Annotated in this window: 10 protein-coding genes; 3 read left to right on the top strand and 7 right to left on the bottom strand. The window is 67.5% G+C overall.

All coding sequences use genetic code 11. The features are described 5' to 3' along the window. Positions 1 to 135 precede the first annotated feature (135 nt). Genes HWX09_RS05710 through HWX09_RS05700 form a run of 3 tightly spaced genes read left to right on the top strand, consistent with a single transcriptional unit; the run spans position 136 to position 3088 of the window. Positions 136 to 1302 (top strand): branched-chain amino acid ABC transporter substrate-binding protein, encoded by a 1167-nt coding sequence (locus HWX09_RS05710; RefSeq protein ID WP_027782766.1) that lies wholly within the window; start codon positions 136 to 138, stop codon positions 1300 to 1302. A gap of 18 nt (positions 1303 to 1320) precedes the next feature. Further along, complete coding sequence (locus HWX09_RS05705) at positions 1321 to 1845, top strand: L-2-amino-thiazoline-4-carboxylic acid hydrolase (RefSeq protein WP_027782767.1); 525 nt, start codon at positions 1321 to 1323, stop codon at positions 1843 to 1845. Continuing rightward, complete coding sequence (locus HWX09_RS05700; protein ID WP_027782768.1) at positions 1838 to 3088, top strand: Zn-dependent hydrolase; 1251 nt, start codon at positions 1838 to 1840, stop codon at positions 3086 to 3088. Before HWX09_RS05705 ends, HWX09_RS05700 begins: the two co-directional genes overlap by 8 nt. A gap of 29 nt (positions 3089 to 3117) precedes the next feature. On the opposite strand, the gene HWX09_RS05695 is transcribed toward HWX09_RS05700, so the two are convergent. The 7 genes from HWX09_RS05695 to pgaA all read right to left on the bottom strand — a co-directional run bounded on the left by HWX09_RS05695 (position 3118) and on the right by pgaA (position 13157). After that, complete coding sequence (locus HWX09_RS05695) at positions 3118 to 3954, bottom strand: cytochrome c (protein WP_027782769.1); 837 nt, start codon at positions 3952 to 3954, stop codon at positions 3118 to 3120. 279 nt (positions 3955 to 4233) lie between these two features. Then, positions 4234 to 5502, bottom strand: coding sequence for a hypothetical protein (locus HWX09_RS05690; protein WP_027782770.1), 1269 nt, complete (start codon positions 5500 to 5502; stop codon positions 4234 to 4236). Continuing rightward, a complete protein-coding gene (glmS, locus tag HWX09_RS05685) occupies positions 5499 to 7322 on the bottom strand; it encodes a glutamine--fructose-6-phosphate transaminase (isomerizing) (RefSeq protein WP_027782771.1) in 1824 nt (607 codons plus the stop codon). Before glmS ends, HWX09_RS05690 begins: the two co-directional genes overlap by 4 nt. A gap of 119 nt (positions 7323 to 7441) precedes the next feature. After that, positions 7442 to 7930, bottom strand: coding sequence for a biofilm PGA synthesis auxiliary protein PgaD (locus HWX09_RS05680; protein ID WP_027782772.1), 489 nt, complete (start codon positions 7928 to 7930; stop codon positions 7442 to 7444). Further along, positions 7908 to 9179: a poly-beta-1,6-N-acetyl-D-glucosamine synthase gene (gene pgaC, locus HWX09_RS05675; protein WP_027782773.1), complete on the bottom strand. Its 1272-nt coding sequence runs from the start codon at positions 9177 to 9179 to the stop codon at positions 7908 to 7910. Before pgaC ends, HWX09_RS05680 begins: the two co-directional genes overlap by 23 nt. Then, on the bottom strand, positions 9176 to 11269 hold the full coding sequence (gene pgaB / locus HWX09_RS05670; RefSeq protein WP_027782774.1) for a poly-beta-1,6-N-acetyl-D-glucosamine N-deacetylase PgaB: 2094 nt from the start codon (positions 11267 to 11269) through the stop codon (positions 9176 to 9178). Before pgaB ends, pgaC begins: the two co-directional genes overlap by 4 nt. Before the next feature lie 13 nt (positions 11270 to 11282). Beyond that, positions 11283 to 13157 carry a poly-beta-1,6 N-acetyl-D-glucosamine export porin PgaA gene (pgaA, locus tag HWX09_RS05665; RefSeq protein WP_230469086.1) on the bottom strand — a complete coding sequence of 625 codons (1875 nt, stop codon included), beginning with the start codon at positions 13155 to 13157 and terminating at the stop codon, positions 11283 to 11285. Between the last annotated feature and the right edge of the window lie 61 nt (positions 13158 to 13218).

Genomic DNA, 13218 nt, shown 5'->3' with positions numbered 1-13218 from the left:
AAATATCCTGCATTTACAGTGATGTACGCTAATGTGTCAGGAACGGTATAAGCATCCAACGATTGGGTATTTGGGGTTTGGGTGTTGAATATTTAATATTTTTCATGTTTTGATCCGACTCCCCGATCCCAGCACATGAAAATCGCTTTCCTTCCCGCCAGCCTCGCTTTCTCGGCGGCCGCCCTGGTCGCCTCCGTGCCCGCGTTCGCGCAGTCCGCGCCGCAGACGGTTCTGATTGGTCTCGCCGCGCCGCTTACCGGTCCGTCCGCGCGGATCGGCAAGGATCTGCAGAACGGTGCGCAACTCGCGATCGACGACGCGAACGCCAAGCATCCGACCATCGGCGGCAAGCCGGTCGTCTACAAGCTCGTCGCGGCCGACGACCAGTCCGACCCGCGCACGGCCGTCGCGGTCGCGCAGCAGCTCGTCGACCAGCACGTGATCGGCGTCGTCGGGCACTGGAACACGGGCTGCAGCGTGCCGGCGTCGCGCGTGTACCGCGATGCGGGCATCCCGCAGATCGCCCCGGCTTCCACCGGCCATCAATACACGCAGCAGGGCTATCCGACGGCGTTCCGCATCATGGGGCACGACGATGCGGGCGGTAACTTCACCGGTGCGTACGCGGTGAAGACGCTGAACGCGAAGCGTATCGCGGTGATCGACGATCGCACGTCGTTCGGCGCGGGGCTGGCCGACCAGTTCATCAAGGGCGTGCAGGCGAACGGCGGCACGATCGTCGATCGCCAGTACGTGAACGACAAGACGACCGACTTCAGCGGCGTGCTGACCGCGATCAAGGGCAAGCGCGCGGATCTCGTGTTCTTCGGCGGCCTCGATGCGCAGGCCGCACCGATCGCGCGCCGGATGCGCCAGCTCGGCGTGAACGCGCCGCTGCTCGGCGCGGGCGGCTTCGTGAGCCAGACCTTCCTGTCGCTCGCCGGCAAGGACGGCGACGGCGTGACGGCGCTCGAGCCGGGCCTGCCGCTCGACCGGATGCCGGGCGGCAAGGCGTTCGACACGCAATACCGGGCACGCTTTCACGCGCCGATCGAGCTGCATGCGCCCTTCGCGTACGACGCCGCCGCCACGCTGATCGCGGCCGCGCAGAAGGCCGGCACGACCCAGCCGGCGAAGCTGGTCGCGGCCGTGCGCGCAATCGAGCGGCCCGGCGTGACGGGACGCATCGCGTTCGACGGCGAAGGCAACCTGAAGGACCCGGCCTTCACGATCTACCAGGTGCGCGGCGGCAAGTGGGCCGTCGTCGACGTGCTCGGCGGCTCGCGCACCGCAACCAAGTAAACGATAAAGACGATCCCCATGACCGAAGCGAACCCGACATCCGCCGCCACACCCGAGGACCCGCGCCTCGGCATCCTCGCGCGGCGCCGCATCGAAGCGGAAATCATCAAGCCGATCTACGAGATCATGAAGCGCGAGTTCGGCGCCGAGCGCGCGCAAGCCGTGATCGCCGAAGCCGTGCGCGGCGCGGCCGTCGACGCGGGCCGCACGTTCGCCGCGCAGGAGCCGGGCGGCACGAGCGTGAAGTCGTTCATCGCGCTGCAGGTGCTGTGGGAGAAGGACGATGCGCTCGACGTCGAGATACGGCGCGCGGACGACGCGCACTACGATTACGACGTGCATCGCTGCAGCTACGCGGAGATGTATCACGCGATGGGGCTCGGCGAGATCGGGCACCTGCTGAGCTGCGCGCGCGACAGCTATTTCATCCAGGGCTATGCGCCGGACATCGCGCTCACGCGCACGAGCACGATCATGCAGGGCGGCAAGCGCTGCGACTTCCGCTATGCGCTGCAAGGCGCGCCGGAGAACGGCGATGCATGACACCGCCGTGACCATGCCGCGCGTCGACGGCGACCGCCTGTGGGCGTCGCTCGAACGGATGGCGCGGATCGGCGCGACGCCAAAGGGCGGCGTCTGCCGTCTCGCGCTGACCGATCTCGACCGCGAGTCGCGCGACCTGTTCGTGCAGTGGGCGCGCGACGCCGGCTGCACGGTGCGTGTCGATCGGATGGGCAACGTGTTCGCGCGCCGCGCGGGCCGCAATCCCGGCGCCGCACCGGTGATGACGGGCTCGCACGCCGATTCGCAGCCGACCGGCGGCCGCTACGACGGCATCTACGGCGTGCTCGGCGGGCTCGAAGTCGTGCGCGCGCTGAACGACGCGGGGATCGAGACCGAGCGCCCGATCGACGTCGTGATCTGGACCAACGAGGAAGGATCGCGCTTCGCGCCGGCGATGGTGTCGGCCGGCGTGTTCTCGGGCGTCTACACGCTCGAATATGGCCTGTCGCGCACCGACGGCGCAGGCCGCACGATCGGCGAGGAGCTCGAACGGATCGGCTACGCGGGCGCGGAGCCGGTCGGCGGCTATCCGGTGCACGCGGCGTACGAACTGCATATCGAGCAGGGCGCGATTCTCGAGCGGGCCGGCAAGACGATCGGCGTCGTGACGGCCGGGCAGGGGCAGCGCTGGTACGAGGTGACGCTCACCGGTGTCGACGCGCACGCGGGCACGACGCCGATGGCGTTCCGTCGCGACGCGCTGGTCGGCGCGGCGCGGATGATCTCGTTCGTCGAAGTGCTCGGCCGCCGTTACGCACCGGATGCGCGCGCAACGGTCGGAATGATCGACGCGCGGCCGAATTCGCGCAACACGGTGCCGGGAAGCTGTTTTTTCACGGTCGAATTCCGTCACCCCGACGATGCGGTACTCGATGAACTGGACGCGGCGCTGCGCGCGGAACTCGCGCGCATGGCCGACGAAACCGGCCTCGGCGCGCGGATCGAGCAGATTTTCACGTATGCGCCGATACCGTTCGCGCCGCGCTGCATCGACACGGTGCGAGACGCGGCCCGCGCGCTCGGGCTGCCGCACATGGACATCGTGTCCGGCGCGGGCCATGACGCGTGCTATGTCGCGCGTGTCGCGCCGACCGGCATGATCTTCGTGCCGTGCGTCGACGGGCTGAGCCACAACGAGGCCGAAGCGATTACGCCGGAATGGGCGACGGCCGGCGCCGACGTGCTGTTGCGCGCGGTGCTGCAGAGTGCGCAGGAAGCGTAAGCGCGACGGGCGGGTAACCGGCGCGCGGCTTACTTGCCGGCCTTGCGGCGCGCCATGTACGCGAGATACGCGACGATCTCGTCAAGCTCCCGGTCGCTCAACTGATCGGGGGGAAACGCCGGCATGCGGCGGCCCGGCCAGTCACGCACCGACGCCGGATTGCGGATGTAGCGGCGCAGCGCGGCGGGCTGGAAGTAGTCGACCGGGTTCATCGGCGCGTTCAGATCCGGGCCGGCCTGGCTGCTGCCCGCGCCGTCGATGCGGTGACACGCGAGACATTGCGTGACGAACAGGTGCTGGCCCGCGCGGGCCGGGTCGTTCGCGGGCAACGCGGCATCGACGGCGAGCGACGGCCAGCGCGCGAGCGGCGACGATTCGATCGTGATGCGCACGATCTGGTAGGGCCACTGCTCGCCGCGTACCGACGACGCGTCCGGCCCGAGCCAGACGAGATAGAACGGCCCCGCGCTGACCTGCTTGCCGGGCAGCTTCGGCCACGGATGGGCCGGATCCTCGATCGCGAGCCACGGGATCGCGCCGGCCGGCGCGCGGCGGCGCACGAGATCGAGCGGCAGTTGCGCGGCGAAACCGTCGGCCGCGCGCGTTTCGAGCACGCCGTCGGCCGGCAGCGGCGTGTCGCCGAGCAGCGCCGCGAACGGCACCGCGCGGAACGTCATCGGCCGGCCGTACGCGATGTCGCGCGGCACGTGGATGTCGGTCGCGTCCGTCCGGGCGAGCAGCGTCTGTCGGGTGAGGGCGCGGGCCGTGCCGTCGGTGTCGAGTTCGAGCGTGGACTGGGCCGACGCGCGTTGCCCGAGCAGGCAAACCGTCAGCAGCACGAGCGAAAACCACTGGCGCTTCAGCATTCGTTCTCCGGGAAGGGGCGTTCCGGCGGCGGCAGGAGGCGGGACGCCGCGGCCGATGGAAGGAATCGGGCGACAGTCTATCCGGTACGGGCGGCGCTGGCGAATTCGGCGCGCAAAGGCGCGGCGGTCATGCTCGAACAGGCCCGCAACAGCGCGCCCGGCTACCTGGCGGCTGAATGAGCGCGGTGTTGGCGTAACGCGTTCCGGACCAGGGAAGGCGGGGGGCGATGGCGACACGCGGTCTGCCCGCGTTCGCGACGTTGCGTTACCGGACCGCCGTCAGTGACTCGAACACGACACTTCGTTCTTCGATATCGGCGTGCGTTGCTCCGGTTCGAAATCGGCTTCGCGTACCCCCGACGGCGTCAACGATACGAAATGCATCGCTGTGCCTCGCGCCGGGAAACCGGCGATGCCGGTCGAGCCCCACGGAATCGGCGAGCGCTGCACGCCGCTCACCGCAATGTCCGCCGGCGCAAGCGCGAGCGTCAGCAGCCGCCCGTCGCGGGTCGGCACGTACGCGTGCGTGCCGGCGACGCCGATGCCCGATTCGCGCACCGAAGCGGGCAGGCAATCGAGCGTGGCCGTGCGGCGGCCGTCCGGGGCGATCAGCATCGCGACGCCGCGATCGTCCGCTGTCGTCGTGACGACGATGAAACGGTCGATCTCCGGCACATAGGCGGTTGAATACACGTAGTACTGGACTGCGTCGTTCAGCGATCCGAGTTTTTCCAGCTTCGCGGTGACCGGATCGAACATCGCGTATTCGAGCGTCGCGTTCGTGCTGCCTTCGATGAACTTCTGCCACACGAGCAGCGCGTTGCGCGGCGAGCCCGCGATCACGGGCCACCACTCGCGGCGGTGCGGCGCGACCGCGACATGGTTCAGCACGCGCCCGGCCGCGTCGTAGGTTTTCAGGTAGACGCCGTTGCCGCTGCCGAGGTTGTCGACCCCGCCGCCGTCGACCCAGTCGGCCGAATAAAACACGACGAAACGGTCGCCGACCGTCGCGACATGCCCCGAATGGCCGCCCGATTCGACGTCGTTCGGGTAGGGCTTGATCGGCTTCAGGTCGCGGCGGTAGACGCCGTAGCGCTGGCTGACTTCCTGCGGCGTGTCCCAGCCGTCCTCGAACGTGACGAAGATATCGCCGTGCGCGTTCTGCGCGATCGATACGGGTTCCTGCGCCTCGGGGCGGCTGATGAACGTGCGCACGTGCAGCACGCGCGGCTTGTCGGGCTGCCATTCGCCGACGTACACGTCGTGCGGCCAGTTGCCGCTGCGCAGCGCACCGCGCGGCGCGACGCCCGAGCTGCTGAAGAACACCCAGCGTTTGCCGTCGCCGGCGTCGGCCACGCCGATGCCGTGCATGAAGCGCCGCGGGTCGCCGGTGTCCTGCGGCGACGACGGGGCGCTCGACACGGTGACCGTATGCACGGCCGGCGCGCCGGCGAGAGCCGCCGGCGCGGCGCCGAGGCCGCCCGCGCCGCAGAGCGCGGCCGCGGCCAGCCGCATGACCGCCCGTACCGGGCGCGTTCGCCGCCTCATTCGACGGTCACCGATTTCGCGAGGTTGCGCGGCTTGTCGACGTCGGCGCCGCGCGCGCAGCCGACGTGATACGCGAGCAGTTGCAGCGGAATCACGTTGACGATCGGCGACAGCAGGTCGCCCGATTCGCGCACGCGGATCAGGTGCGTGTCGCGGTCGGCGTCGATTTCGAGCTGATTGCCGGCCAGCACATAGAGCCGGCCGCCGCGCGCACGCACCTCGGCCATGTTGGATTTCAGCTTCTGGAACAGGCGATCGTCCGGCGCGATCGTGACCACCGGCATCGCGCTCGTGACGAGCGCGAGCGGCCCGTGCTTCAGCTCGCCGGCCGCATAGCCTTCCGCGTGGATGTACGACACTTCCTTGAGCTTCAGCGCGCCTTCCATCGCGATCGGGAAATGGATGCCGCGCCCGAGGAACAGCGCGTTCTCGGTGCGGGCGAACTTCGCGGCCCAGCCCATGATCTGCGTTTCCAGCGCGAGCGCGTGGCCGATGCGGTCGGGCAGCGCGTGCAACTGCTTCAGGTGCGTCGCGACTTGCGCGGCATCGAGCCGTCCGCGCAGTTGCGCGAGCGTCAGCGTCAGCACGAACAGCGCGACGAGCTGCGTGGTGAACGCCTTGGTCGACGCGACGCCGAGTTCGGTGCCGGCCCGCGTCAGGAACCGCAGCGGCGCGTTGCGCGCGATCGTGCTGGTCGCGACGTTGCAGATCGCCATCGACAGGTCCTGACCCATCGCGCGCGCCTGCTCGATCGCGCCGATGGTATCGGCCGTTTCGCCCGACTGCGAGATGCCGACGACGAGCGTGCGCGGATCGGCCACCGTGTCGCGGTAGCGGAATTCGCTGGCGATCTCGACCTGGGCGGGCACGCCCGCGATGCTTTCGAGCCAGTACTTCGCGGTCAGGCCCGCGTAGTAACTGGTGCCGCAGCCGAGCAGCAGCACGCTTCTCACCCGCGACAGCTGCGCGTGCGTGCCTTCCGTCGCGTCGAACAGCGCCGGCGAGATCGTGTCGATGCCGTCGAGCGTGCTGGCGATCGCCTTCGGCTGCTCGAAGATTTCCTTCTGCATGAAGTGCTGGTACGGGCCGAGTGCGGCGTCGTCCGCGCGCGCCTTCACTTCGCACAACGGGCGCCGCGCTTCCTGTCCGCCCGCATCGACCACGGCGATGCGCTCCGGCGTGATCAGCGCGACGTCGCCGTCCTCCAGGTACACGAAGCGGTCGGTCAGGTCGCCGAGCGCCGCGCAGTCGGACGCGAGGTAGTTCTGCTTGGCGCCGATGCCGATCACGAGCGGCGAGCCGGCGCGCGCGGCGACGAGGCGCTGCGGCTCGCGCGCGCTGAGCACCGCGATCGCGTACGCGCCGTGCAGCCGTTTGACGGCGCGCACCACCGCGTCGAACAGGTCGTCGCGATAGAGGCTGTGGATCAGGTGCGCGATGACCTCGGTGTCGGTCTGCCCGCGAAACGTATAGCCGCGTTCGCGCAGCTCGGCGCGCAACGTATCGTGGTTCTCGATGATCCCGTTGTGCACGACGGCGATCGTGTCGCCCGACATAATCGGGTGCGCGTTCATTTCCGACGGCGCGCCGTGCGTCGCCCAGCGCGTATGCGCGATGCAGGTCTGCGCTTCGAGACCGAGCGTCAGCACGCGATCCTGCAGGTCCGTCACGCGTCGCAGCGTGCGTTCGCTGCGCAGGCGGCCATCACCCTGCACGGCGATGCCGCACGAATCGTAGCCGCGATATTCGAGCCGGCTCAACGCATTGACCAGTTGCGGCACCTGATTGTTCAGGCCGCTTGCTCCGACGATTCCGCACATGATTCACCTCGTCTCCAGGAAGTTGCCGGCTGGCGCGCGACGCGCGGCAGCCCGATGTCAGAAGCGGTGCCACGCCGCGCGGCCAAGCGTCGCGTGCGGCGCGGCACGTCTTCGGCGATTCATTCGCGGGGCTGCGGCCCGGCGTGCGCGACCCATTCGATGCCCGAAATCGACCCGTTCGCATCGTGCGACGCGACGAGAATGCGCGTCGTGCGCCGCGCGCCGCGCCGGCGTGCGCTCGCGACGGCGTTCGGCGGCACCGAGCGCACCTTCACGCTGGCCGAGCGCCGCAGCATCTTCGACACGCGTAACCGGTACGCGAATGGATGCACGACGCGTCCCGCGATCAGCCACATGACGATCGTGCCTGCGATCAGCGCGATGCTCGTCACGTAGAACACGATCTGCTCGATCGGCATCTCGGCCTCGTTGAACGGCAACAGGTAGCGGTACGTGTAGATGCAGATCGATGCCCATACACCCCCGACCAGCGCGGGCCGCACGAGGCGGAACCACGCGACGAGCACGGGCCCGACGATACCGCCGCGTTCGGCGATCATGTCGCGCGGTGCGCGCAGGGAAAGGTCAATAATCGGCGCGTTCTTCATGTTGAATGCCTCGGTCGGGACTGACCCAAACGGCGCGTTTGCCGCGGCCCCGCAGTACGACGGCGGGCAGGGCGACGACGGTGGTGATCATGCTGATCAGCCAGAACGCGACGGGGTACCAGATGGTGTCAAGGAAGTACATCAGGAGTTTCTCGTCGTATTGACGATCGATCATGCTGCCGATGATCAGTTGCAGGATGCAGGTCGCGACCAGCAGCATCCCGTGCCAGTGCGGCACCACGGACACATGCCAGTTCGGCGGAAGCGGGTAGACGACGTCGATCAGCGCGAGCAGCAGGATGAACGACATCGAGTACGCCCACGCGATGCCGATCAGGTATTCGGCGAACAGCGGCCACATCATCATCTGCGTGGGCCGCATCAACGTGCCCGCGTACTTGAGCAGCACCTGGATGCCGCCCTTGGACCAGCGCAGCCGCTGCCGGTAGAGCCCCTTGATCGTCTCGGGCATCAGGATCCAGCTGAGCGCGTGCGGCTCGTACACGACGCGCCAGTCGCGGCACTGCAGCTTCCAGCTGATGTCGATGTCCTCGGTCAGCATGTCCGAGCTCCAGTAGCCCACGTCGGCGAGCGCGGTCTTGCGGAACATCGTGATCACGCCCGACACCGTGAAGATGCGGCCGTACACCTGTTGCGTGCGCTTGATCAGCCCCACGATCGACGAGAATTCGCCGACCTGCATGCGGCCGAGCAGCGACGTGCGCGTGCGGATGCGCGGGTTGCCGGTCACCGCGCCGACGCCCGGATCGGTCAGGAAGTGCTCGAGCATCCAGCCGATCGCATCGTGAGCGAGCAGCGCGTCGCCGTCGATGCACAGCAGGTATTCCGCGTTGGATACCGCGGCCGCGGTCGTGAGTCCGACCGCCTTGCCCTCGTTGCGCGCATGATGGATCACGAGCAGCCGCGGGATCTCGACGGCCAGCTCGTTGAGGATGTCGCCGGTGCGATCCTTGCTGCCGTCGTTGACCGCGATGATGTCGTAGTTCGGATACTGCATCCCGTTCAGATGGGTGATCACGCTGCGCGCGTTCGCGGCTTCGTTGAAGCAGGGCACGACGATCGAGACCTTCGGGATGCCGCTCGACGCGATCGTGCGCATCGACAGCTCGCGGCCCTCCTCGAGCAGAAAGTAGTGCACGACACCGCCGATCATCCACAGATACGACATGAAGAACGGATAGTAGAAGACGAAATCCTGCAGGCGCTGGATGAGGCTGTGGGTGTTCATGGCGTCTTGGTTCCCGGCGATTGCTGCATCTGCATCAGCGCGTTGATCGAGGTGGAGTCGAGGCGCGACTTCAGCGACATCACGTCACGCATCGCGTCGAGCTCCGGCTGGCCGTTCAGGAAGTTGTCGGGGTAGTAGCCGAAATTCACGGCGCCCTCGCTGCGCAGCCGCCGCATCTGCGCAAGCAGCGTGCTGGCCGGCACGTCCTTGTGCGCGTGCCAGTCGTACGACTGCAGTTCGAACACGGTGCGCTGCAGCCCGCGCTGCTTCGTGCGCACCGCTTTCACGAGCTGGTCCAGCCAGCCCTCCGGATCCTTCGCCTGCTCCATGTACGGCATCGCCATCAGCGCGACGTAGTCGTAGGCCGCGAGGAAATCGTCGTAGTTCTGTGCATACCACGCTTCCGATTCGGGCTTGAGCACCGGCATCGCGAAGATGTTGCGCGCGGTCAGCACGTCGCCGACGTTCTGGTGGGCCAGCACGATCTGGGCGAGCTGCCGGGTCATGTCGATCAGGTAGCGCGTCTTCTGCCGCGTCCAGCGCTTCATCAGATCGGGACTCTCGCGGATCTTGCCGACGTCGGCCGGCAGCCCCCATTGCGAATAGGTACGCAGCGCATGCCGGCCCGCATCCTCGTAATCGTCGAGCACGGCGTCGTCGCTGAACAGGATGCCGCTGAACGACGCGTGCTTGCTGAGATCCTCGTAGATCTGCTGGATCATCAGCCGCGCATCGGGGTCGAACGGGCTCAGCCGGAACACGCGCGTGCCGTTCTCGCGCGCCGGCGCGCCGCCGTATGCGCTGACGGCCTCGAGCGCGCGCTGCTTGTCGGCCGGCGGCCGGAACGCGAGCACCGGCATCCATGCGTACACCTGCACGTTGGAGCGCGTATTGAGCTGCCACGCGGCACGCGAGAACAGGTCGGAGCGCATCGGCAGGTGCCGGTTCGGGAAGTACACCGCTTCGGCCACGCCCGTCCCCTTCGGGTCCGCATACGCCTGCAGGTACACCGATTTCGGCTGCATCCGGTAGATGCGCTCGATCAGCTTGCCGAGATTCGCTTCCTGCCGCGCGGGATCGGGGTCGTAGACCTGGTCGAGATCGACCTGCACGGTGCGCTCGGGCACGTCGACGTCGCCGCGATTGGACGCCGGCTCGCGCATCGAGCGCTCGAACCCGCCGATATCGACGTCGTACATCATCAGGATCCGTCTCAGCCGGTCGAGCGGCACGTCCGGCGTATTCGGGCCGGCATCGAGACTGAACTGGATGTCCATGCCGAGCGATGTCGATATCTGGCGCACGGGCTGGTTTTCCGCGCCGTATGGCCACACCATCGAGCGTGCGACGAGACCGGTGCGTTCGCGGATCTGCCGCACGCAAGTCTGCAGGTCGTCGTGCACGCGGGCATGGAATTCGGCGTCGGTTTCATAGCGTTTCTGGTCTTGCAGGTAGAGATGCGACGTGGTTGCCGGCAATTCGTTGCCTTGCGGATTCGCGATCGCGCCATGATGGAGGTTGTGGGTGTGGCAGCCGAGTTCGACGAATTCCGACTGGCCGAGCTTCTTCACCTCGTCCCATGACAGGAAGTAGTCGCGCGGCACCTGAACCTTGTCGCTGATGCGGATCGGCGTATCCGCCGGTGTGTCGATCCACGCGGTGACGAGGCCCATCACGGCCGGATACTTGAAGCGCTCGAGCAGCGGCAGCACTTTCGTGTAGTGGCTGCGGAAGCCGTCGTCGAACGTGAGCAGCACCGAGCGCGGCGGCAGCGGCTTGCCGCCGTGCCGCGACTCCTCGATCTGCTTGACCGTGATGGTGTGGTAGTTGTTGGTCTGCAGCCACGAGAAGATCGCGGTCAGCGTGCCGGTATCGACCGCGAACGGATCGACTATCGCCGTCGGCGACGAAAACGACGCCATCAGGTTGTCGCGCACGTCGTGCATGCAGATCACGCGAAACGTCTTGCCGTCGGCCGGATCGGACGGCGGCAGCAGGTCGATCATCCGGGCGTTGGTCACGCCCGGGAATAGCGAACAGGCGGCAAACGTGCCGAGGCATCCGCACATGAAGGTCCGTCTGGTTTGCATTCAGAGCTCCTTGCTAAAACGGCAGGTTGAGCGACAGGAAGCCGGTTTCGGAGCGTTCGCGCTGGCCGTCGTACGCGTGGCTGCTGATCTCGACGCCGTAGCTCAGCGTGATGTCGTGCTTGAACGTCCACGCGTGCTCGAGGCGCGCGCTCCACAGCGGGCTGGTGCCGAAGCCGCGCTCGTTGTACACGCCGCCCGACACCGACACGCGCTGTTGCAGCCCCATGTCGCCCTTCTTCCACAGCGTCAACTGATGCATGACGGTCGCGGCGGCCGCATAATCGCGACCGGGGCTGAAGTAGGGCGCGTCGTGGCGCGTGTTGCTGTCGGTACCGAGATTCAGCGACACGTTCACGAGCTGGTTCGCGGACGTGTACACGCGCTGCGTGGCGGTCGCCGCGATCTCCTGGTGCAGGTTCGAATCGCTGTAGCGGCTCACGCCGTAGCTCAGCTTGACTTCGCGCCGGTCGTTCTGGCGATACACGACCTCGACGTTCGCGGAGCGGCCCCAGATGTGCGCGGCATACGCCTTCCACGGCAGCGAGTTGTCGTTGGTGTCGAGCCCGGCGCTGACCGTCCAGTAGTCGTTCAGCGCGTACGCGATCGTCCCGCGGCCGCCGGTTCGACCGTCCGAGCCCATCGAGCGCGTGACTTCGCCCAGCACGGTGAGCGGCCCGTGCCGGTAGTCGCCGCCGATGCCCGTGCGCGTGCGGCTGAGGTGGCCGCCGTCGGTCTGCGCGAAACCGTAGAACGTGTGCGAAAACACGCGCCAGTTGTCGCCGAACGGTTGCGAATACACATAGCTGTCCGACGTGAAGCTGTTGTCGGCCAGTGCGCTGTTGCCGTGCTCGAAGCTCAGGTCGGTCGTGAACACCGGGCTGCGGTATGCGTTGTAGTCGCGTTTGAAGCCGCGCACGGCGCCGCTATCGGGAAACGTGTTGCCCAGCGTCTGGTCGACGGTCTTCGCGGTCGCGTAATCGTCCGAGGTGAGCGACGCGCGACCGAGGCCCGCGAGCATCTCGACGCTGTCCGGGTGATCGGTCAGCGACGCGCGATACATCGAGATCGCCTGGCGCGGATGTGACTGGCCCGACACCGCGTCGGCGTGCGCGGCGCGGATCTCCGCGTTGAACGGTACCTGTTTCTCGAGCTGTTCGAGCGCGGTGATCCCTTCGTTGACGTGACCCGTGAAGATCAGGTACTGCGCACGCAGCCGGTAGTAGCGCAGGTAATCGCTTTCTCCCGGACCGACGTTGGTCACTTGCTTGGCGGGCGGCAGCGACTTCTCCATCTCGTCGAGCACCTGCTTCGCCTGCGCCGCGCGGCCCTGGTCGACGTACGACCAGAACAATCCTTCCTGCAGTTCGATCGGACGCGTGCGGGAGCCGTACTGGAAGCCGCGAGTCGCGCGATCGGTCGGCGACGCGGTGGCTTGCTGCAGCGCGCGGGCGTACACGGCGTTCGCCTTGGCCGGTTCGCTCAGATACAGGTATGCGTCGCCGACGGCCGCCAGCGCGTCGATCGAGATTTCCGCGTTGGACGGAATCGTCTCGAACGTCGCGACGGCCGTTTTCATGTCGCCGCGTGCCGCGAGGGCGACTACCCGGTCGCCCGCGAGTGCGGTGCGGACCGGCGTGTACTCCGGCGTGGCCGGCATCCGCTTGTCGAGGTCGTCGGCCGCATGCAGCGCGCTGTCGATTCCGTCGAAGCGGTCCGCACTCGTCATCGAACGCGACTTGTCGCGTCCGCCGCGCACCTGCTGGCGAATCGACAGTTCTTCCAGTTGCGCGATGTCGACGGCGGAGAAGGCATCGGGCCGGGCCTTCGCTTCGTCGAGCGCCTTGACCGCGCCGCCGCTCGCCGCGAGGCCGAACACGTCGTTGCGCACCGTCGGAACATCGGCCGTGCGGAGATTCGGCGCCTGCGCGTTCGGTACTTCGACGTCGGGT

It is taken from the genome of Burkholderia sp. BCC1208, assembly GCF_902833095.1.
Classification (GTDB): domain Bacteria; phylum Pseudomonadota; class Gammaproteobacteria; order Burkholderiales; family Burkholderiaceae; genus Burkholderia.
This window is presented reverse-complemented; position numbering and strand designations above follow the sequence as displayed.

What these genes read in the sequence shown, in the direction of transcription:
- HWX09_RS05710 (WP_027782766.1), top strand. Translation starts at nt 136, where the DNA reads ATGAAAATCGCTTTCCTTCCCGCCAGCCTCGCTTTCTCGGCGGCCGCC.
- HWX09_RS05705 (WP_027782767.1), top strand. Translation starts at nt 1,321, where the DNA reads ATGACCGAAGCGAACCCGACATCCGCCGCCACACCCGAGGACCCGCGC.
- HWX09_RS05700 (WP_027782768.1), top strand. Translation starts at nt 1,838, where the DNA reads ATGCATGACACCGCCGTGACCATGCCGCGCGTCGACGGCGACCGCCTG.
- HWX09_RS05695 (WP_027782769.1), bottom strand. Translation starts at nt 3,954, where the DNA reads ATGCTGAAGCGCCAGTGGTTTTCGCTCGTGCTGCTGACGGTTTGCCTG.
- HWX09_RS05690 (WP_027782770.1), bottom strand. Translation starts at nt 5,502, where the DNA reads ATGAGGCGGCGAACGCGCCCGGTACGGGCGGTCATGCGGCTGGCCGCG.
- glmS (WP_027782771.1), bottom strand. Translation starts at nt 7,322, where the DNA reads ATGTGCGGAATCGTCGGAGCAAGCGGCCTGAACAATCAGGTGCCGCAA.
- HWX09_RS05680 (WP_027782772.1), bottom strand. Translation starts at nt 7,930, where the DNA reads ATGAAGAACGCGCCGATTATTGACCTTTCCCTGCGCGCACCGCGCGAC.
- pgaC (WP_027782773.1), bottom strand. Translation starts at nt 9,179, where the DNA reads ATGAACACCCACAGCCTCATCCAGCGCCTGCAGGATTTCGTCTTCTAC.
- pgaB (WP_027782774.1), bottom strand. Translation starts at nt 11,269, where the DNA reads ATGCAAACCAGACGGACCTTCATGTGCGGATGCCTCGGCACGTTTGCC.